The following is a 20,350-nucleotide window of genomic DNA, read 5'->3' as shown; positions in this document are numbered from 1 at the left end:
CCGCTCACAACGTTCGATCACTGGTTCGACAGCTCCTTCATTTCGGTGATGGCGGGCACCGCCATCGGGTCCAGCCCGTGGGCCAGGGCCAGGTAGATCGAGGCGAAGTCCGGAACCGCGGTGAGCGAGGCGAGCCGCTCCAACGCGGACCCGCCCTCGGCGGTCACCACGTCGCAGCGCACGCCACGGCGCTCCGCGAGGGTCTGCACCGCCTCGGCACGACGTTCCTCGACGGCGAGTGGTTCGTCGGCGTCGTCCTCGGCGTTCAGCCCGCCGTCGCGCAGCAGCACCAGCCGCAGCCGGGTCGCGTCGCCGACGGTCTCGTCCGGGTCGGCGAAGATGTCCCGCTCGCCCTCCACGAGACCACCGAAGACCCCGTCGAGCAGGCCGACCCGGCCCCGCCCGGCCTCACCCAGCGCCCCGGTCACGACGGGGTACCGCGCGTTCGCCGAGAGGGTGTCGCCGAAGCGGCGGGCCGCGACGGTCGCCAGCGGTGACGAGCCCCAGACGATCGGGATGGACCCGGCCAGTCCGAGGGCCAGCGACTTCGCCGGGTTCACGAACGACTCGGCGGTGGGTCGGCACCGGTCGGCCTCCGCGTCGAGCCGGGCCGCGGTCTCGGCCAGGTCCGCCTCGTTGACCTTGACCAGCCCGAGCGTACGGGCGGCGAGCAGCACCGGCACGGTGAGCGCCCAGAGGCTGGCCCGGGCCGGGGCGCGTCGGGGCACCGGGATGAACGGCGCGCGCGCCCGCTCGGCGACCGACTGGAGTTGGGAGTCGGGGGCACCGACCGCGACCAGCCGCGCCCCACGCCGGTGCGCCGCCTCCGCGGCGCCCAGCGCCTCGGGGCTGCGGCCGGAGGCGCTCACGGCGATGACCACGTCGGCCGCGCCCACCCAGCCCGGTACGCCGGCGCTGCGGTGCGGGATGACCGGCACCGGGCAGCGCGGTCCGGCGACCGTCGCGAGGACGTCACCGGTGCGGCCGGCGGTGCCGATGCCGGCGATGACCACGGCCCTCGGCCGCCCCTCGTCGGCGAGTACGGACAGGTTCGCCTCGGCGGCGAGCGCAGCCGACTCGCGGACCTGCGCGCCGGCCGCGGCGGTGTGCCGCAGCATGCCGCCCGGGTCGCGTTCGGCGAGCGCGTCGGCGTTGTCGAGCAGGGCCTCGTCGGCTTCCCGGTGGCCGCTGACCCCGGCGGTCCCGTCGATCACGACTGCTGCCCCGGGCCACCGCGCGCCTCGTCCAGCAGCAGCACCGGCACGTCGTCGCGGACCTCGAAGATGCGGCCACATTCGGTGCAGGTCAGCGTCTGCGCCTGCGCGTCGTAGTTCAGCGGTGCGTGGTGCGTGTCCGGACAGGCGAGTATCTCGAGCAACTGCGGATCCAGGGCCACGGCGCGGCTCCTTCCACGTGTGCGGCTTCACCGTCGGCGGTGCCGAGCGGCGCAGGCGATCTTATCGGCGAACCCGGTCGAGCACCTCGTCGCGGAGGGAGATCATCCGGTCCCGGGTGGGTGCCTCGACGTTCAGCCGCAGCAGCGGCTCGGTGTTGGACGCGCGCAGGTTGAACCATGCCCCGTCGGGGAAACGCAGGGTCAGCCCGTCCAGGTCATCGGCCACGGCGTCCGGGTACGCGCCGCGTACGTCACTCATCGTCGCGGCCTGGTCGGTCACGGTGGAGTTGATCTCGCCGCTGGCGACGTACCGCTCGTACTCGCCCGCCAGCACCGAGAGCGGCAGCGACTGCTCGCCGAGCGCGGCCAGGGTGTGCATGGCGGCGAGCATGCCCGTGTCGGCGAACCAGAAGTCCCGGAAGTAGTAGTGCGCGGAGTGCTCGCCGCCGAAGACCGCGTTGGTGCGGGCCATCTCCGCCTTGATGAAGGAGTGCCCGACCCGTGCCACCACCGGCTCCCCGCCGTGCTCCCGGATGATCTCCGGCACCGCGCGGGAGGTGATCAGACCGTGGATCACCGTGGCACCCGGGTACTTGCCCAGCTCCCGCGCCGCGACCAGCGCGGTGATCGCGGACGGCGAGACGGGTTCGCCCCGCTCGTCCACCACGAAGCACCGGTCGGCGTCGCCGTCGAAGGCGAGCCCGATGTCGGCTCCGTGCTTCACCACCGCCCGCTGTAGGTCCACCAGGTTGGCCGGGTCGAGCGGGTTGGCCTCGTGGTTGGGGAAGTTGCCGTCCAGCTCGAAGTAGAGCGGCACGATCTCCAACGGCAGCGTCGAAAGCACTGCGTCGCCGAGCACGCTCGGCACGGTGTGGCCGGCCATGCCGTTGCCCGCGTCGACCACCACCTTCAGCGGGCGGATCTGCGACAGGTCGACGAGCTCGCGCAGGTACGCCGCGTACTCCGGCAGCATGTCCCGCCGCTCGACCGCCCGCGTCGGCTCGCCGGCCGGGCGGGGCTCGTCCTTGTCCAGCAGCGCCTGCGCCCGGTCACGGATCTCGGCCAGCCCGCTGTCCTGCCCGATCGGGCGAGCCCCGGCACGGCACATCTTGATCCCGTTGTAGCGGGCCGGGTTGTGGCTCGCGGTGAACATCGCCCCGGGCAGGTTCAGCGACCCGGCAGCGAAGTAGAGCATGTCCGTCGAGGCGAGACCGATCTCGATGACCGAGCGCCCCTCCGCGCGTACGCCGGCGGCGAACGCGGCGGCCAGGCCGGGCGAGGTGCCCCGCATGTCGTACCCGATCGCGACGGCGTCGCCGGGCTCGTCGGAGCCGTTCAGTAGTTGCGCGAACGCGGCGCCGAGGGCCTCGGCGGTCCGCTCGTCCCACTGGTCAGGCACCGTCCCGCGGACGTCGTACGCCTTCACGATCTGGGACAGATCAGACACCGGTTCACTCCTTGGCCGCAGGTCGTCACGCACCCTGAGCGTATCGGAGGGCACCGGTCACGCCTCGGTCAGTCGGGCAGCCTGGGCATGAGCACGGTGTGTTCACCACCGGTGGCGGGCATCGACGGGACCTGTTCCTGCCCGTGGCCACCCCGCTGCCCGGGGACCGGCCGGGTCTCGTCCGGCTCGACGGCCGGGCGGCTGCCGTAGACACCGCCGCCCACGGGCCGTGGGGAGGGCACGCCGTAGACCGCGCCGGACGCGGGCGGCTGGCCGTACACCTGGCCGGGGCGGGCCGGGGCGGCCGGCACCCCTGCCCCGGCCCGGTAGGTGGTGCCACCCGGGAAGCCCGGCGACGGCACGGCCGGCTCGCCGGCGGCCGACTTGTCCTGCCGGGACCTGCGCACCAGCAGCCCGATCAGCAGCGCCCCGAGGGCGACCAGGCCCAAGCCGATGTACATGATCGAGGACATGCCGGAGGACTCCTTGGCGTTGTTCGTCGTGCTCGGTCCGGTCGGTGCCGCCAGCACCGCCGGGGTCGAATCGGGTTCGGCGGCCGCCTCGGTGGCCACCGGAGTCGGGCTCGGTGACGGCTTCTTCGACGGGGTCGGGGACGCGGTCACGCGCGCACCGTCCACGCGCGCCGAATCAGAACCCCGGCCCAGCGTCCGGCCGGCCGCGCTGGTGGCCTCGCCGATCACGGTGAGCCGCCCGCCCGGCGCCCCGGCCACGAAGGCGACCCGGTAACGCATGGTGATGCGCTTGCCCTTGCAGAGCGACGGCTTGGCCGGTGCGACCTGCGACGTGCTCACCGTGCCACCGCCGCCGCTGGCGGGAACCGGGAACCAACGGCCACCGTAGTCGACCTGGATTCTCACCTGGTCCGCCCGCAGGCCGTCCAGCCGCAGGCTTAGCGCCGTACGCAGCATCACGCAGCCGTCGCTGCGCTTACGCACCTCGACGTTCACACCCTCGGCCGAGCCACCGGCCCGGAAGCTGCCGGCCGAACCCACCCGCACCGAGTCGTCGTCCGCGAGCGCCGGCGACCCGCCGAGCAGCACCAGGCCACCGAGCAACGCGCCGACGGTCGCGAGCCGCGCCACCTGCCGTACCGACATGATCACCTCGCCGTTCGCTTCCGCGTCAGGCTACTACCGCCCCACCTGACCCACCTGTCATAGAGCGCACCGGATGTGTGCCTCATTACTCGCCGATACCTCCACCGCTCGTCCGCCCGGGTCGGGGCGTGGTCGGTAGGTCAGCGTCGTTCGGGTGGCGGCGCGGTGCGCGCCGCGGCCAGGGCGTCCCGGCAGAGCCGGTCGGCGGTCCGGGTGGTCTCGGGCAGCCGGTAGCGCGGGGTCAACGCGAGCACCTGGGCCACGGCGTTGTCCAGACTCATCCGGTGACCGACGCTGACGAAGACCGGCTTCACCCCGCTGCGCGTACGCAGCACCCGGCCCACCACCTCGTTCCCGTCGCGCAGCGCCGACCACGCACCCCGCTCGGCGGCCGGCGCCGCCCAGGTACCGATCAGTGGGGTCTTGCCGACGCCGATGGCCGGCAGGCCGGTCACGACACCGAGGTGACAGGCGAGCCCGAAACGGCGCGGGTGGGCGAACCCGTGCCCGTCACAGACCAGCAGCTCGGGCCGGCTGGTCAGCCGGTCCAGCGCGGCGAGCAGCGCGGGCAGTTCCCGGAACGCGAACAGACCCGGGACGTACCCGAACGCGGGCCGGCCGACGCTCACGGCCTGGTCGAGCACCGCGAGGGTGCGGGCGTCGAGCACGGTCACGGCGGCCGCGAGCAGGTCACCGCTCTCGGCGTACGCGACGTCGAGCCCGGCCACCGTCGCCGGCTCGGCCGGGCCGGGCCCGACGAGGTCCACCCACGATCGCAACTCCTCCTGCACGGCCACCGCGTCGGCCACACTGGCCGGCGTGGCCGCCGGGTCCGGCACGGTCATCGCCCCCGCCCACTCGATCCACCCGTTGATCCACCCGGCTTCGCGGAAGTCGGGTGATCATCTTCCCCTCGACAGCCCAACTTCACTGATCCCGGGTGGATCGAAGCGGGCGCCGTCGCGTCACACCTACTGGCCGACCCGGCCGTCGATCAGCTCGCGCAGCAGATCGGCGTGCCCGTTGTGCCGCGCGTACTCCTCGATCATGTGCACCAGCAACTCGCGCAGCGAGATGACCTCCCCGTTCCGCTTGCGACCCGTTACCCCGAGGTCGGACGCCCGCTCCACCACCTGCTCGGCGAACTCGACCTCGGTACGCCAGTTCCGCCACGCCTCGGCGACCACCTCAGGATCCGCGACCGCACCGTTGAAGTCGGCGTCCCGGTCGTTCTCCGTGCGGTAGACAGCCGGCGCGTCCTCGCCGGCCATCACCCGGCGGAACCACCCCCGCTCCACCTCGGCCATGTGCCGGACCAGGCCGAGCAGCGACAACGTGGACGGCGGTACGGCCCGACGGGCCATCTGCTCGGCGTCGAGGTTGGCGCACTTGAGCTGCAGAGTGAGCCGCTGGTCACGTAGATACTCGACGAGGACCGTCCGCTCGTCGTCGAAGCCGCCCTCCGAGCGCGGGTCCTCGTCAGGGTGGACGAACATGTTCGACCAGGCGAAGCTCTGCGCGGGTGGGGCGTCGGGCTTGCCGGTGGCGGGCGAGTCAGCCATACCGCGACACTCTTGCACGCCCCGGCCGTTCGCAAGCTGTTTAGGGCTGCCGCCCCAGGGACGGGTCGGCACCAGGATCACCCGCCCGCTGCAACTCCTCCTCGAACATCACGAACGTCCTCCGGCGCACCCCCTCGATCAGAGCGATCTCGGTGGGCGTCGGGTAGCGGCGTTCCCGAGCCAGGGCATCCGTGATGGCCCTGACGGTCTCGTAGAGAGCGAAGATCGGACCTTCACCGGTGAGGTAGTAACCACGCTCACGCTCCGTCTGCTGGACGAACTCCTCCCGTGTCAGCTCGTCGATCTCGTCCCCGCCAACGAAGAGCAGAGTGTCGATGAGCTTGTTCGCCGGAGTCCAACCGCCGGTGTCCTTGGAAAGGCGCCACGCCGCCACGCCACCGTCCGTCGTCTCCACGAGCTTGATCGGTGATTCGTAGTAGCTGAAGAAAGCTGGGAGCACCAAACCTCCGGGTCGGTTCATCCCTCCGACACCCCACCTCTGTCGTTGCCCAACGCACGCCAGTAAGCATCCTGTCCGCGCCGGAGCAGGCCGTCTCGCACCGCGCGTTCAGTCAGTGTCAACGGCCGGCCCGCCGCTCCAGCGATTGCATCCAGGTCCCGCCTGATCTCGTACAACGCATGTTCCCATTCCGCCACCCCCTCCAGCGCGACGAGATGAAGGCGCAGCTCGGCGACGTGCCCATTCGACATACGTAGCTTGAGCAGCACATCCCGGTATCCACTCGACGGCGGGCGAACGAAACGGTCCTTGATCTCGAGCACCACCACATCCGGGTCTCGGCTCAGCTCGTGTAGCGCGTCGTACAAGTCGTCCAGCCGCCGAAACTCCAACTTCGCGGCCGCGAGATCCGTCAGGCGCGACGCATCATTGTCGTATTCCACGAGCTTGTCCAGAACTCGTCGGTGTGCCTTCGGCGCGCGACGCCAGCCAGGCTGCCCGCGGTCGCCGGCCAGCCGCACGACCATGGCGTTCAGCTCCAGCTGCGCTGCCGCAGCTTCGTCGTAGAGGCGTCGCAGGTAGTCGGATCGGAATTGGTCGTCGTGGCACCGGGCCACATCAAAACCGGCCTGGATGCTCTCCTGCCGCCGGGCGCGCAGCCTCTGGCTGACCTTCAACTGACGTGGAGTGAGCGCGGTCGGCCGGGGTGGCGGTGGCACGTCCCGGGCGGCAACCGTCTCGGCTCCCCGCTCCGATATCTCGGCGAGTACGTCACCGAGGACGTCGATCGCCTGTTGGTGGCTCGCCAGGTGGTGCAACGTCAGGGGGCGAGAGGTCAACGAGTCGAACAGCTCCGGCGTCGCGAGGATCATGCGCGCCAGGTCTGGCCGCTCGGCCATTTGCCGGATCAGGGCCTCGGCGAGTAGCGGCTCGTCCGGTGGCGCATCCCGCCACGCCCCGTCCAGCAGCGCGCGCGCCCGCGGGTCGGCGAAGAAGGCGGCCACGTCCCCGGCGTCGGCGTCGCTCAGGTGCGGTACGAGGCGCCGCAGCGTCGGCGCGTCCAACGCTGCGGCCAGATCCGGCGGCGGCACGCCTGCCTGGAGGGCACTGTCGAGGTCCGACGCGCCGGTGATCACGTCGGTCACCGGCGCTCGCTCGGCAGCGGCCGATCCGGGGCCGGCAAGAACGTGCAGGCGGTTGAGGTACGGCTGCCCGTACCCCTCGTCGTGCTCGGCGGGTGGGTACTCGGGCAGGTCCGGGAGGACGCTCTGCCTCCCTCGAGCCAGCCCGCCCATGGGCATCGGCCGGGCGTCCGACCCGAGCACCAGGACCTCGAGGTTTATCGAGTTGTACCGGTTGGGCGTCCCGGTGTGCGGGTAGAGCGGCCGGGTGGCGATCCCCCCGGTCTGCGGGTCGAGGTAGAGCACGGTGCCGTTCTGGTTGAGGGCGACCGAGATGTGGGAGCCGCCGCCCTCCCACGTGTTGATCACGAATGCGTAGCTGCCGTGCCCGCCGAGCACCAGTTGGTCGCGCAGGTTGCGGTACCCGCGATCGATGGCGTACCGCCGTTGTGCCGGCGGCATGTCGTCGCCGGGCTCGCAGAGCCGCTGGAACCGACCACCGGTGACCTGCTCGACCCGACGGGGTCCGTTCAGTTCACCGTCCAGCGGCCGGTTGACGTCTCCCTCGGCGTACGCGTCGAAGGTGCGGGGCGCGGACACCCGTGGACGGCCGTGCACCCACGTGTCGAAGAGCGAGAGCGTGCAGTCGACGCAGTTGATCCCCCGCGTCGGGTCCGCAGCCGGGCCTCCGTCATTCAGCAGCCGGAACCAGTCGCCCTGGCGCGGATCCGGGGTGCGTGTCACCCGCCCGTCGGGCTGCCGGGGCACCCGTCGCTCGACGTCGGTCTGATGCAGCGCCAACGGCGGACGCAACCCGCCGGGCCGGCCGTAGCGGCGTGACCTGTCGATCGGCGGTGGCTGGCGGTCGCCGGTGAGCGCCGAGCGATCGGACGTCTCGACCGCGCCGGTTGCGAGGTCACCGACGTCGTCGTTGATGCGCTGGAAGTTCTCCTCGTCGACGCCGATCCTGGGCGATGCCACCGTGCCGGCGAGGATCTCCTCGGCGAGGTCCCACTGCTGGTGGTACCAGCGTTCCCGGTCGCGGGCCTCCGCGAAGTACCGCTCGGCGGTGGCGTGCCGGCCGGCCTGCGCCAGCTCACGGCCCTCGCTGATCAGCCACCGGATCTCGTCGTACGTGCGCTCGGCGTCACGGCGCCGCTCCGCGGCCCGGTCCCGGCGCCGATTCTCCTCGTGGGTACGGCGCTGGTGTTCGAAGTGGCCCCGGTGGCGGCGCAACTCGAAGGCGTCCCGGTCCGCGGCCCAGGCGGCCGCGTACCACTCGGGAGTCGTCGGCCGTGGCCCTTGCATGCCGACCGGCCCCGGCGAACCGTCGGCCGGCGGCCGAGGGTCCGGCGGCAGCGGCTGATCCGGCGTCCATGATCCGCCCACCGCCGGCCGGCGCGGCGGCGGTCCCCCGCCGTCCACCGACGGCACGGTCGACCTGTGCCCCGGGACTGGTTCGGGCACGCGGGTGGCCGGGGCCGACGCTACCGGCGGCGGTGCGGGTGCCGCGGGCTCAGCCGGCGTGGGCGTCGGCAGCACGGGGGTGGGCGTCGCCGGCTGGGCTGGCCAACCGGTCGAGATCGAGGCGGTTGGCCCTGGAGCCGTGGCGACCGCGGCCGAACCGATCGGGGAGGTTGCCGGCGGGGCCGTCGCGGTCGATCCGGCCGTCGCCGTGGCTATGCCGGCAGAACCCGAAAGGGACGGCGGCCCGGCCGTCATCGGTGGGGACGCCGTTCCGGCCGTGCTCAGCGTCGGGCTGTCGGTCAACGTCGCTGTGACCGGCGGCTGCGCCACCACGGTCGACGGCTGCACCGGCAGCACGGGTTGCGCGCTCGACGTCGGGATACCGGCGTTCGTCCCCGGGACCGACGGCTGCGCGGCCACGGCGAAGGACTGCGGCGGACCCGGTTCCACCGGTGGGGTCGATGCGGTGGGCGGATGGACGGCGACGCCCGTGGAGACCGCCTCGGCCAGGGTGACGGGTGCGGACGCCTCGTCGGTCGGCGGGCGGGGTGCGGTGGGAGGCACCGGCTCGGTCGGCCCCGGCAACCCGGGGTCGGGTGGTAACCCCAGGTCCATCGAGGCCAGCGCGTCCAGCCGGCCGTCGAGTCGCGCCTGGAGCGCCGCGTCCGCCCGCGCTGTCGCCGCTCCCGTGCCGCCGGAGACCGCGGCCCGTGCGGCGTCCTCCAGAGAGGTCGGGCCCGCCCCGGTGGCCAGGCCGGCGGCATTCTCCGCGATCACCTCGCCGGCCATCTCCCGGGCGAACTGCTCACCGATGCGCGCCCCGTGCCCGGTCGCGTGTCGGCCCAGCCCGGCCAGCGGTGCGGCGGCGCCCCCGGCGAGGCCGCCGAGCGCCGAGGCGCCGAGGTCGGTGAGGTCCAGCCCGTCGCGCCGGCCCGTGGAATTCTGGTACGCCTGGGTGGCGAGGCTGATCCCAGCCTCCTCGCCTGCCTCGGCGAGTCCGCCGAGCGCCGAGCGCCGGGCCAGTCCCCGTACGCCGCCCTCGGCGACCTGCCGGGCGGCCCGCTCGCCGGCCTCCTTCAATCCGTGCCGCAGCGACTTGCGGGCGAGCTGACCGGCGAGTCGCTTGAAGATCTGCTGCACGATCACCCGGCTCGCGGCGATCGCCGCGCCCGCAGCAGGCGAGGCGGCACCGGCGGTGAGAACGGCCGCGACCGCCAGCGACAGCAGCTCGACGACCAGGATGCCGAGTTCGATCCAGACTTCGAGTTTCGCGGCCTCGATGTCGCAGCCGCACTCCTCGACCATCCGGCCCAGGTCGCTGCTGACCACGAGCAGGACCGGCAGCGGCGCCTCGTCGCCCTCGGCCAACCGCCGCCAGGCCGCCTCGAATGCCTCGGGGACCGCGCCGACAGCGCCGTAGCCGCTCTGCACCTCGGCGGCGGCTTGGATCGCGTCGGCCCGGGGTGCGGCGAGCGCGCCGGCGACCGCGTACCACTGGTCGGCGAGGTCCCAGACGGCGCGCTCGTTCCCCTCCGGCCATTCGACGCCCACCACCCAGTCGAGGGCCTCGTGGATCCAGCCGGGCAGGTCCCACGGCGCGTAATCGAGTGGGTGCGGCACCGGGCTCGGCAGCAGGGTCATCGGGACGCCCCGCGGTCAGCGCTGACCGGTGACGCGGGAGAGGCGCTCCGCGGCGGCCCCGTCCGTGGCCACGTTGGCGCCGACCGAGCGCACCACGTCGGCGCCGAGCACGCTGAGGTGGTTGCCGACCCCCTCCCACGCGCGCAGGACGACCTGCTCGCAGCCGCGGTAGCTGCGCTCGAAGGCCGCTCCGATGTCGTCCCGGCCCCAGGGCTGCTGGGCGCTTGCCGAAACGATCCCGTCGCCGATCTCGACCCGCCGGGCGGTCACCGCCGCACCGGCGGCATCGAGGTCCGCGCCGCCGCGTCGGGCCCGGGCGGCGTCGAGCCACAGCTGCCCGTCGTCGGCCGCGCCGGTCACCTGCCGCCGCCCAGTGCCGCGTCGGCCCGCTCGAGCAGCGCGCCGAAGTCACCCGTACGCAGGAACTCCATCGAACCGGAGCCGGCGGGCAGGTGGTCGGCGACCAGCTCCTGCGTGGCGGTGACCGCGCGGGTGGTCGCCCGCCGAACCGTCTCGGTGATCGTCCGGCTCAGCGCGGCGGCGTCCCGCTCCCCGTAGATGGCGGACGTCAGCTCGACGGCGATCAGCTCGCCTCGGGCTCCCACCGTGGCGGTCACCCTGCCGTCGGCCGAACGTTCGGTCACGCGCAGGCCGGCGAGACGGTCGCGCAGTTCGTCCAAACCGGACCTGAGCCGCTGGTATTGACCGTAGACCTCGTCGAATCTGACCCGTAGCGGGTGATTCGCCGACCGGTCCGCCTCCTGCGCCACGCCGCCTCCCCGTCACCGTGTGTAGGCCGAACCATACCGGGCGCCACGAAACCTGTGGGGTCCGGTAGTTTTTGTGGGGTGATCGACCGTCATCAGGCCGAGCAACTCGCCGCCGCGTGGGCCAACCGCGACTCGCAACGCCTCGGCTACGAGTGCGTGCCGACCGTCGACGAGTTCGACCTGGGGTTCGTCATCACGTCCACTGTGTCCACCGGCGCCCGGGCGCTCCCGGGCGACCTGCCGACGACGGTGGTCGACCGCGAGACCGGCGAGGTGAGTACCTGGCCGCGGGTCCCGCCGAACGTGGTCGAGGAGCTCTACCGGCGTAACCGGCCGACCGGCCCGAGGGCTCCGCGTACCGTCGATCCGGCGGGCCAACTCCTGCGGGAGATCCGCCGGCTGCCCACCCCGGGCGCCGTCGCCCACCTGACCCTCGACGGCCGGTTGTTCCGGGCGCGGGGCGCCAAGGGGGACGTGGAGCTACGGCATCACCCGCTGGTCCGCCGCTACCTCGACGAACTACCCGCCGGTCACCTCGGCCGTGGTGGCGACCGGCACGCCGAACTGGTCGTGGTCTCCGACGTGCTGCACGAGTACGACCACCGCCGCGACACCGAGGGCATCGCGCCGATGGGCATGGGTGACGCCGAGATGCTGTTCGCCGCGGCCCGCTTCGAGGTGTTCCGCGTGCGTGAGCCGGGCGACCCGGCCGGTGGGCTCGCCGAGCGCCCCTGCGACTCGTGCCTGAACTTCCTCGTGCACTTCAACGTCCTCCCCTGGTCGACGCTGGCCTACACGCAGGAGTGGCGGCCCGACCACCAGCCCACGCACCGGCCCGAGCGGTTTCCCCCGGAGGTGGCGGATTCCCTCATGGACGGTGGCTGGGCGGACGGCCCGCTCAACGAGGTGCTGTGCGCCGGAGCGATCCGGGAGACCTCCGAAGTGCGGGGCCAGCGGCACCGCCACGTTCCGTTCCCGGCAGCCGTACGCGCGTTGACCGACTTCCCGGCGATCCTCAGCCGGCGGCGGGGTCCTGGCGAGCGGGTGTGGGTGAGCCGGTTCACCACCAACCCGCTGCGCGGTGCGCACAGCGCCGACACCCTCGCCGACTTCGCGGCCGTGCTCGGCAGCCGGCTGTTCCCGTTCGGCTCCGAGCACGGGGACAGCATCTTCGCCGTCGACGAGCAGGGCCGGGTCTTCGCGCTGGACCAGGCGGGCGAGTGGTTCCTCGGCTCGGACGTCGACGCCGCGCTGACCACGTTGCTGCTCGGACGGGACGCGCCCCGCGTCCGGGACGACGGCACGTGGTGAGCGACGGGCGGCCTAGAGGCGCACGCCGGTGAGCACGAGCACGCGGGGCTCGGTGTAGTCCTCCATGGCGCTGCGCAGCCCCTCGCGGCCCACGCCGCTGCCCTTCACCCCGCCGTACGGCATCTGGTCGGCGCGGTACGAGGGCACGTCCCCGACGATCACCCCACCCACCTCCAGCACCCGGGCGGCCAGGAACGCGGTACGTACGTCGTGGGTGAAGACGCCCGCCTGCAACCCGTACGCCGATTCGTTCACCGCGGCGAACGCGGCCTCGTCGTCCTGCACGCGGGTGACCACCAGCACCGGCCCGAAGATCTCCGCTGCGTTGACCTTGGCGTCGGCGGGCACTCCGGAGAGCACGGTCGGCGGATAGGTGGCGTCCTCGCGGCGGCCGCCGACCTCGATCGTCGCGCCGGCCACGACCGCCTCGTCGACCCACGCCTCGACCCGGCGGGCCGCGTCGGCGGAGATCAGCGGCCCGACGTCGGTCCGTTCGTCGCTCGGATCTCCGGTGCGTAGTTCCTGCACGGCGGCGAGCAGCCGGGGCAGGAAACCGTCGTAGAGCCATTCGTGCACGTAGACCCGTTGAACCGCGATGCAGGACTGCCCGGCCTGGTAGTTCGAGAACGTGGCGATCCGCTGCGCGGCGAAGGTCAGGTCCTCGTCGGCCGCCCAGTCCGCGCAGATGACGGCCGCGGCGTTGCCGCCCAACTCCAAGGTCACGTGCTTCTCCGGCACCGAGCGGCGGATTTCGGCGCCGACCGGTCCGGAGCCGGTGAACGACACGACCGGCAACCGCGGGTCGGCGACCAGCTCGGCGGCGCACTCGTTGGGCAGCGGCAGCACCGAGAACATCCCTGCCGGCAGGGCGGTCTCGGCGAGCAGCTCGCCCAGGAGCAGTGCGGTGAGCGGGGTGGCCGGCGCCGGCTTGACCACGATCGGCGCACCGACCGCGACGGCCGGGGCGACCTTGTGCGCGACCAGGTTGAGCGGGAAGTTGAACGGCGTGATGCCCAGCACGGGACCGCGGGGCACCCGGCGCACGAGCGCGATCCGGCCCGTGGCGGACGGGTCGGTGTCGAGGCGTTGCAGTTCGCCGGAGAAGCGCCGGGCCTCCTCGGCGGCCCAGCGGAAGGTGGCGACGGCGCGCGCCACCTCCGCACGGGCCCACTTCAGCGGTTTGCCGTTCTCGGCGGTGATGAGCCGGGCCACCTCGTCGGCGCGCTCGCTGAGCCGGCGCGACACGTGGTCGAGGGCGCCCGCGCGCACGTGCGCCGGGAGGGCCGCGGCCTCCGCCGCCACTTCGGCCGCGGCCGACACGGCCGCTTCGACCTGGTCCGGCGTGGCCACGGTGGTACGCCCCACGACCCGCCCGTCGTACGGATGGAGGACGGTCAGTTCAACCTCGCCGTGAGCGGGGCGGCCGGCTACGTAGAACGCTCTCGACTCCACGATCGAAGCCTAGACCGGCCCTTCGACCGACTGATCCGGCTGCTCGGCGGCGTGCGTGTCGCGGACGGGGCACCCACGAGACCCCATTCCATCCTATAGTCCTAGTGTCGTAGGACTATAGAGAGGGCTCAGGTGATCGAGTTCGTACTGGACGCCCGGTCCAAGGTGAACACGTACGTGCAGCTGATCCAACAGGTGAAGCAGGCCCTGCGCGTGGGATTGCTGGTGCCCGGCGACCAGCTGCCCAAGGTGCGTGACGTGGCTCAGTCGCTTGCGATCAACCCCAACACGGTGCTGAAGGCGTACCGCGAGCTGGAGATCGAGGGTCTCGTCGAGGGACGTCCCGGCGTCGGCACCTTCGTCCGCCGCACGCTCGGCGGGCCGCCCCTCGCCGACCAGGCCGAGCTGCGCGAAGACCTGGTGGCCTGGCTCCGCCGCGCCCGCACCGCGGGCCTCACCCCCGAGGACGTCATCGCCCTGGTCGAGACCACTCTGCGGGCCACGCTCGCCGCTGAGGCGGCCCGCACGCAACCCGCCGCCTCAGCCGGCTGAAAGGGAGAGCAGATGGACATCGCGCTGGAGACCGAGCAGCTCGGCAAACGGTACGGAAGACGGTGGGCGTTGCAGGACTGCTCGTTCCGCCTGCCGGCCGGTCGGATCGTCGGCCTCGTCGGCCCGAACGGCGCCGGCAAGAGCACTCTCCTGCACCTCGCCGTCGGCCTGCTCCAGCCCGACGCGGGTGAGGTGCGGATCTTCGGTCGTTCGCCGTACGACAACCCCGCCACCCTGCCCGACATCGGCTTCGTCGCACAGGACACCCCGCTCTACCGCGACTTCACCGCGGCGGAGCTGGTGCAACTCGGCGGCCGGATGAACGTGCGCTGGGACGCCGCGTTGGCCCGGGAACGGCTCGCCCAGCTCGGCATCCCGCCGAAGCTGCCGGTCGGCAGGCTCTCCGGCGGCCAACGCGCTCAGGTCGCGCTCGCACTCGCCCTGGCCAAGCGGCCCCGGCTGCTGCTGCTGGACGAACCGGTCGCCAGCCTCGACCCACTCGCCCGCCGCGAGTTCCTCCAGTCGCTGATGGGCAGCGTCACCGACTCCGGAACGACGGTGCTGCTCTCCTCCCACCTGCTCGCCGACCTGGAACGCACCTGCGACCACCTGGTCGTCCTGCACTCCTCCCGGGTCCGGCTCGCCGGCGCGGTCGACGACCTGGTCGACGCGCACCGGCAGCTGGTGGGGCCGCGGCACGTCGGTGAGACGATCGCCGGGGTCGGCACAGTGGTACGGGCACGGCACACGGAACGTCAGTCCACCCTGCTGGCCCGGATCGACGGCGTCGTCGATCCGGAGTGGACGGTGCACGACGTGACGCTGGAGGACGTGATCCTCGCCTACCTCGCCGATGGCGAGACGACCGTCGCCCGCACCGACTGGGAGGTGCCGGCATGATCTGGCTGACCTGGCGCCAGCACCGCAGGCAGGCGTTGTTCACCCTGGTGGGCCTGGTCGCGCTCGCCGCCCTCATGATTCCGACCGGGCTGATGATGCGTGCCTCGTACGCCGACAAGGGCCTGGCCGAGTGCCTCCGGGTGTTGAACGCCGCCCAGCCGGACCCGGAGCGCGCCCGGTTGTGCAACCGGGCCCTGAACCAGTTCGCCGACCGGTTCGACTCGATGTCCCTGATCGGCGTGCTCTTCCTCGTCCTGCCGCTGATCGTCGGGCTGTTCTGGGGGGCCCCGCTCGTCGCCCGCGAGGTCGAGCAGGGCACCCACCGGTTCGCCTGGACACAGGGGGTCGGACGCCGGCAGTGGGCGCTGGTGAAGTTCGGGTTCGTCGCGGTCGTCGCGGTGATCGTCGCCGTGGTCTACGGGCTCGGCATGTCCTGGTGGGCCACGCCGCTGACCGGGGCCGCGCAACAGAGCCGTTTCGACGTCATCTTCTTCGACATGCAGGGGATCGCCCCGATCGGGTACACCCTCTTCGCGATCGCCCTGGGCGTCTGCGCCGGGGTTCACTGGCCGAGGATGATGCCCGCGATGGCGGTGACGCTCGGCGGGTTCGTCGGCCTGCGCATCCTGCTGACCGTCGTGGCCAGGCCGCACTACCTGCCGCCGGAGACCCGGACCATTCCGATCCAGGGCACGATCGGGGAGCCGGGTGGCGCACTGGGCGACTGGATCCTCGAGAAGGGCATCCGGAACGCCGGCGGCAGGATGGTGCTCTCCGACGCCCAGGCCGCGTGCTCGGGCGCCGCGGGCCCTGCGGGCGGAAAGTGTCCACCCATCGTCGAGTTCGGCGAGGGCGCCTACAACTGGCAGCTCTACCAGCCGGCCGACCGGTTCTGGCTGTTCCAGGGCATCGAGTCCGGCATCTTCGTCGCGCTGGCCGCCGTGTTGCTGTACCTCGCCCTGCGAGGGATCCGCCGTGTCGCCTAGACCGCCCCGACCGGCGGCGGGATGCGGGCGGGCGGGAACGTCGTGGCGGTCCCCTCACGGGGGTGGCCGCCACGGCGTTCCCGCCGGCCCGGTCAGCTCAGCACGGCGGGCAGGACGTTCAGCGGCGCGCCGGAATCACAACGGACCGTAACGGGTGTGTGGGGCGCCGGTCATCAGGGCCCAGTAGCGGTCCCCGTACGACCAGTGCCACCACTCCGTCGGATAGTTCACCATTCCCGCCCCGCTGAGCGCGGCCACCAGGATCTCCCGGTTCCGCCGCGCCGCCGCCGGTATGTTGTCGGCCGCGGTGAAGCAGGCGTTCGCGCTCGCCTCCGGGGTGGCGTCGACGACCGTGCCCATGTCCAGCTCGAGACCGTCCGCGTCGCAGAGGGTCAGGTCGACCGCCCCGCCGGTGCTGTGCGGGGCCACCTCGACCGGCGAGACGAACTTGGTGGTCTCCACGTGCAGCCGCTCCGGCGACCACTCTGGGTACCGCCGGCGCAGCTCGTCCCGGTAGCCGGTGAAGATCTCCAGCTGTGCCTGGTACGGGCGGTAACCCTCGATGACCAGCAGACGCAGGCCCGTCGGGAGGGCACGCTGCGCGGCGAGCAGCCGGTCCGCGACGCCGCGCCGTACCCGGGCGTACGACCCGGCGGCATCGGCGGCGCGGACGTCGAGCCGCAATTCCGGCACCTCCCGCAGGTCGACCAGCTCGTCGCCGTCGTCCTCGCTCCGCACCGCGGCCACTCGCGGATCGGAGAGCAGGATCATCGGGGGTCTTCCACTGGGGTGCTCACCGGACGCTCGGCGTGCCGGACGAAGGCGAGCTCGACCAGGCGGCTCACGAGGTCCTGGTAGCTGACGCCGGACGCCGCCCACACCTTCGGGTACATCGAGTGCGCGGTGAAGCCGGGCATCGTGTTCAGCTCGTTGACGTACAGGTCGCCGTTCACCTCGTCGTAGAGGAAGTCGACCCGGGCCAGGCCCCAGCCGCCGATCGCCGCGAACGCCCGTACGGAGAGTTCCCGGATTCGCTCGGTGACCTCCTCCGGCAGCGACGCCGGAACGATCATCGGGTCGCTGTCACCGAAGTACTTCTGCTGGTAGTCGAACCAGCCACCCTTGACCTGGACCTCGCCGACCGCCGAGGCCTCCGGGCGCCACCCGCCGAGCACGCCGGCCTCCAGCTCCCGGCCGGTCACGCCCTGCTCGACCACGATGACGTTGTCGTGCTTCAGCGCCTCCTCGATGGCGGCCGCCAGGTCGTCACCCTCGGCCACGCGGGAGATGCCGATGGAGGACCCCATCCGGGCCGGCTTCACGAACAGCGGCCGGCGCAGCCCCAGCACCAGCTTCTCCGGGTCGTCCACGGTCCGGTAGGTCTGCGCGTCGAACGACACCTGCGGGGTGACCGGTACCCCCTCGGCGCGCAGCGCACGCTTCATGGCGACCTTGTCCATACCGATCGCGGAGGCGAGGATGCCGCACCCGACGTACGGCACGCCGAGGGACTCCAGCAACCCCTGCAGCACGCCGTCCTCGCCGTACGGACCGTGCAGGACCGGGAACACCACGTCCAGCTCGGCCGCGACGGTGCCGGGGGCGTCGGCCGCGGTCACCGCGAGGGTGCCCGCGCGGTCACCGGTACGCAGCTCCACCACCGGCCCGGTCACCGTGAGCCGGTCTTCGATGGCCAGCCCGGTCCCGACAGCCGCGCGCAGCTCCGCCAGCGTGGCGTCCGGCACCAGCCGGAAACCGCCGGTGCGGGTCACGCCGATGGCGAACACCTGGTGGCCGGCGTCGGCCAGGGCCCGGGCCACGCCGAGCGCGGAGGCGCAGGACACCTCATGCTCCGCGGACGGGCCACCGAACAGGATTCCGATCCGGACAGGCGTGCTCATGCCGCCACCCCTTCCATAGTCGCCAGGCTGGCGAACTGCCGGGTCGCCAACCGGGCGACGAGTTCTGCTTCGACATTTCCGCCGGTCAGCACCACGCCGACGGTCCGGTACCGCTCCCGCCCCTCGCCGCTCTGCACGGCGCCGGGCTTGGTGACCGCCTCGCCGAGGTCCGCCGCAAGCCGCAGCGCACCGGCGAGCCCGGCCGCGCCGGACGGCTCGGCGAGCACCTTCAGCTCCAGCAGGAGCATCTGGAACGCCTCGGCGATCTGGTCGTCGTTGACCCGTACGACGCCCCGGATGGCGTCGCGTGCGACCGCGAAGGGTAGCTCACCGACACAAGTGGGGCGAAGCCCGTCGGCGATGGTGGGCGCCGGTGAGACCGCTGTGGGCCGGCCGGCCGCGAGGCTGTGGGCCAGGGAGTCGCAGCCCACCGGCTCCACCCCGTACACCTCGATCGGGGTGCCCGAGGCGGCCAGGCAGGCACCCGCCACGCCGCCGCCACCGCCGACCGGCACCACCAGCGCGTCCAGCGGCGTGCCGGCGCGCTCCGCCTCCTCGATCAGTTCCAGGCTCGCGCTGCCCTGCCCGGCGATGACGTCCGGGTGGTCGTACGCGTCGATCAGTGGGTGTCCCTGGGCTTCGCTGATCTGACGGGCGGTCGCGATCCGCTCCTCGAGCGTGCTGCCCGCGAAGACGATGTTCGCTCCCGCCGCCCGCGCCCGGGCCACCTTGGTCGCCGCCGCGTCGACCGGCAACACGACCGTCGCTGCCAGACCGTGCCGGCCGGCCGCGAGGGCCACTGCCACCCCGTGGTTGCCGGTGCTCTGGGCCACCACGCCGGTGTATCCGGCCGCGGCGAGCCGGCCCACGGCCAGCATCGCGCCACGCATCTTGTACGAGCCGCCGGTCTGGAGGTTCTCCGCCTTCATCAGGATCCGGACCCCGGCCAGCCGGTCGATCGCCGGAGAGTTGAGCACCGGCGTCCGCACCACGCGGCCGGCCAGCCACCACGCGGCCTCCTGCACCCGCGCCCGGTCCGGTACGGCCCGGATCGGGACCGTCTCCGGCACCGAAGCTGCAGGTGGGACCTCGGTCGGCCGTTCTGTGCGCGACATGATCTCTCCTTCACGGTTGCGCTTCCGGCCGGTACGCGGTGGCAGCTGGAACATCCACCACGCGCCGACCGCCAGCAGTCCGCGGTGGATGGCCAGGCTCAGCGCCAGCACCGCCGCGGTTACCAGGACCGGATATCCGGCCACCAGCAGTTCCCGTCCCGGCCCGTTCAGCTCCGCGACCGGGCCGGCAAGGAGCCGGTGCAGCAGAGCGAGCACCGGCATGTGAATCACGTAGACCGGCAACGTCTGGCGCCCCAGCGTGGCGAGCATCGCGCCGGCTGCCCGCGCCCGCTGGGCGACAATAGCCGCCGCCGTGATGCCGAACGCCACCGCGGTGACCGAGACGACCGGCCACACGCCGAACCACTGCTCGGCGGCGGCCAGCCCCATGAAGGCCAGCGCGGCCACGTACACCGCGGCGGTCCAGACCAGGCGCCGACGGTTCGCGGTCGCCGCCCAGCGGGTCAGGTACGGCCGCAGGTGCACGCCGGCGAGGAAGAACACGAGGTTCTGGTACACACCGCCCCGATTGCCGGGTGTGTCCAGCAGCCCCGCTGCGGCGACGGCCGACAGCACGCCCGAGACGCCGAGCAGCACCGCCGGGTGGACCCGGCGCAGCGCCTTGGCCACCACGAAGTAGAGCGCCAGCGCGTACAGGTACCAGAGGTTGGACGGCGTGATGGTGAGCTGGGCCAGCAGCCCGCCGAAGCTGGTGGCCCGGTCGGTCGGGAAGCCCGGGGAGAGGGCCAGCAGCGCGGTGTGCACCAGCAGCCAGATCGCGTACAGGTACAGGTTGCCGGCGACCCGGGGGCGGGCGGCGGTCCGCCACGACCGATTGACCGCGTTGGCCGCGAAGATCCCGGAGATGGTGAAGAAGAGCGGCATCCGCAGCGGCAGCAGCTGCTCACCGAGCAGTCCCCATGCCCCCGGCACCGGAATGCCGACCCGCCAGTCGATCTGGAGGTAGTCCTTCACCACCACGTGCCAGAGCACCACGAGGATGATGCAGGTGCCTTTGGCCACGTCGGCCCACGCCTCGCGCCCCGCCTTCGTTGGCACCGCGGGCGCGGTCGACGTCTCGGTTGCGATGGTCACAACGTCCTTTCCTCTCCGGCTCCGGGCGGTGCCGGCGGGCCGCGGGCGCGGACCGC

Annotated in this window: 18 protein-coding genes; 4 read left to right on the top strand and 14 right to left on the bottom strand. The window is 72.6% G+C overall.

What is annotated here, in order from left to right; all coding sequences use genetic code 11:
* Nucleotides 1-17: 17 nt before the first annotated feature.
* The 10 genes from BXA10_RS16480 to BXA10_RS16435 all read right to left on the bottom strand — a co-directional run bounded on the left by BXA10_RS16480 (nucleotide 18) and on the right by BXA10_RS16435 (nucleotide 10,982).
* Nucleotides 18-1,214, bottom strand: a complete 1,197-nt coding sequence (locus BXA10_RS16480) for an SIS domain-containing protein (RefSeq protein ID WP_076471239.1) — start codon at nucleotides 1,212-1,214, stop codon at nucleotides 18-20.
* The gene (locus tag BXA10_RS16475; RefSeq protein WP_076471238.1) at nucleotides 1,211-1,396 is read right to left on the bottom strand and encodes a Trm112 family protein; all 186 of its coding nucleotides are present in this window, start codon (nucleotides 1,394-1,396) and stop codon (nucleotides 1,211-1,213) included. The genes BXA10_RS16480 and BXA10_RS16475 overlap by 4 nt, the downstream gene beginning before the upstream one ends.
* Before the next feature lie 61 nt (nucleotides 1,397-1,457).
* Nucleotides 1,458-2,843: a phosphomannomutase/phosphoglucomutase gene (locus BXA10_RS16470; protein ID WP_076471237.1), complete on the bottom strand. Its 1,386-nt coding sequence runs from the start codon at nucleotides 2,841-2,843 to the stop codon at nucleotides 1,458-1,460.
* Between the two features lie 68 nt (nucleotides 2,844-2,911).
* Nucleotides 2,912-3,961 carry a hypothetical protein gene (locus tag BXA10_RS16465; protein ID WP_076471291.1) on the bottom strand — a complete coding sequence of 350 codons (1,050 nt, stop codon included), beginning with the start codon at nucleotides 3,959-3,961 and terminating at the stop codon, nucleotides 2,912-2,914.
* 140 nt (nucleotides 3,962-4,101) lie between these two features.
* Complete coding sequence (gene nfi / locus BXA10_RS16460; RefSeq protein ID WP_076471236.1) at nucleotides 4,102-4,806, bottom strand: deoxyribonuclease V; 705 nt, start codon at nucleotides 4,804-4,806, stop codon at nucleotides 4,102-4,104.
* Nucleotides 4,807-4,932: 126 nt separating this feature from the next.
* A complete protein-coding gene (locus BXA10_RS16455; protein WP_076471235.1) occupies nucleotides 4,933-5,523 on the bottom strand; it encodes a DinB family protein in 591 nt (196 codons plus the stop codon).
* 40 nt (nucleotides 5,524-5,563) lie between these two features.
* A complete protein-coding gene (locus BXA10_RS16450) occupies nucleotides 5,564-5,983 on the bottom strand; it encodes a hypothetical protein (RefSeq protein WP_245828275.1) in 420 nt (139 codons plus the stop codon).
* Between the two features lie 17 nt (nucleotides 5,984-6,000).
* The gene (locus BXA10_RS16445) at nucleotides 6,001-10,212 is read right to left on the bottom strand and encodes a toxin glutamine deamidase domain-containing protein (protein ID WP_076471233.1); all 4,212 of its coding nucleotides are present in this window, start codon (nucleotides 10,210-10,212) and stop codon (nucleotides 6,001-6,003) included.
* A 15-nt stretch (nucleotides 10,213-10,227) separates the two neighbouring features.
* Nucleotides 10,228-10,572 (bottom strand): hypothetical protein, encoded by a 345-nt coding sequence (locus BXA10_RS16440; protein ID WP_076471232.1) that lies wholly within the window; start codon nucleotides 10,570-10,572, stop codon nucleotides 10,228-10,230.
* Complete coding sequence (locus tag BXA10_RS16435; RefSeq protein WP_076471231.1) at nucleotides 10,569-10,982, bottom strand: YbaB/EbfC family nucleoid-associated protein; 414 nt, start codon at nucleotides 10,980-10,982, stop codon at nucleotides 10,569-10,571. Before BXA10_RS16435 ends, BXA10_RS16440 begins: the two co-directional genes overlap by 4 nt.
* Nucleotides 10,983-11,060: 78 nt before the next feature.
* Here BXA10_RS16435 and BXA10_RS16430 point away from each other — a divergent pair, with 78 nt between their 5' ends.
* Nucleotides 11,061-12,293 carry an SUKH-3 domain-containing protein gene (locus tag BXA10_RS16430; protein WP_076471230.1) on the top strand — a complete coding sequence of 411 codons (1,233 nt, stop codon included), beginning with the start codon at nucleotides 11,061-11,063 and terminating at the stop codon, nucleotides 12,291-12,293.
* Between the two features lie 12 nt (nucleotides 12,294-12,305).
* Here the strand turns inward: BXA10_RS16430 and BXA10_RS16425 are convergent, their stop codons facing one another.
* The gene (locus tag BXA10_RS16425; protein ID WP_076471229.1) at nucleotides 12,306-13,745 is read right to left on the bottom strand and encodes an aldehyde dehydrogenase family protein; all 1,440 of its coding nucleotides are present in this window, start codon (nucleotides 13,743-13,745) and stop codon (nucleotides 12,306-12,308) included.
* Nucleotides 13,746-13,877: 132 nt separating this feature from the next.
* On the opposite strand from BXA10_RS16425, the gene BXA10_RS16420 reads away from it, so the two are divergent.
* From BXA10_RS16420 to BXA10_RS16410, 3 genes are read left to right on the top strand one after another with little or no spacing between them, the layout of a single operon-like run.
* Nucleotides 13,878-14,297, top strand: a complete 420-nt coding sequence (locus BXA10_RS16420; protein WP_076471228.1) for a GntR family transcriptional regulator — start codon at nucleotides 13,878-13,880, stop codon at nucleotides 14,295-14,297.
* Between the two features lie 12 nt (nucleotides 14,298-14,309).
* The gene (locus BXA10_RS16415) at nucleotides 14,310-15,197 is read left to right on the top strand and encodes an ABC transporter ATP-binding protein (protein WP_076471227.1); all 888 of its coding nucleotides are present in this window, start codon (nucleotides 14,310-14,312) and stop codon (nucleotides 15,195-15,197) included.
* The gene (locus BXA10_RS16410; protein WP_076471226.1) at nucleotides 15,194-16,183 is read left to right on the top strand and encodes an ABC transporter permease subunit; all 990 of its coding nucleotides are present in this window, start codon (nucleotides 15,194-15,196) and stop codon (nucleotides 16,181-16,183) included. The genes BXA10_RS16415 and BXA10_RS16410 overlap by 4 nt, the downstream gene beginning before the upstream one ends.
* Before the next feature lie 135 nt (nucleotides 16,184-16,318).
* On the opposite strand, the gene BXA10_RS16405 is transcribed toward BXA10_RS16410, so the two are convergent.
* The 3 genes from BXA10_RS16405 to BXA10_RS16395 are packed head-to-tail and all read right to left on the bottom strand — an operon-like array spanning nucleotide 16,319 to nucleotide 20,294.
* Entirely contained in the window at nucleotides 16,319-16,954 is a 636-nt protein-coding gene (locus tag BXA10_RS16405) for a M15 family metallopeptidase (protein ID WP_076471225.1), read from the bottom strand.
* Nucleotides 16,951-18,084, bottom strand: coding sequence for a D-alanine--D-alanine ligase family protein (locus BXA10_RS16400; RefSeq protein ID WP_076471224.1), 1,134 nt, complete (start codon nucleotides 18,082-18,084; stop codon nucleotides 16,951-16,953). The genes BXA10_RS16405 and BXA10_RS16400 overlap by 4 nt, the downstream gene beginning before the upstream one ends.
* On the bottom strand, nucleotides 18,081-20,294 hold the full coding sequence (locus BXA10_RS16395; RefSeq protein WP_245828274.1) for a pyridoxal-phosphate dependent enzyme: 2,214 nt from the start codon (nucleotides 20,292-20,294) through the stop codon (nucleotides 18,081-18,083). Before BXA10_RS16395 ends, BXA10_RS16400 begins: the two co-directional genes overlap by 4 nt.
* Nucleotides 20,295-20,350: the final 56 nt, after the last annotated feature.

The sequence above is a fragment of the Micromonospora avicenniae genome, assembly GCF_900156065.1.
GTDB lineage: Bacteria > Actinomycetota > Actinomycetes > Mycobacteriales > Micromonosporaceae > Micromonospora > Micromonospora avicenniae.
This window is presented reverse-complemented; position numbering and strand designations above follow the sequence as displayed.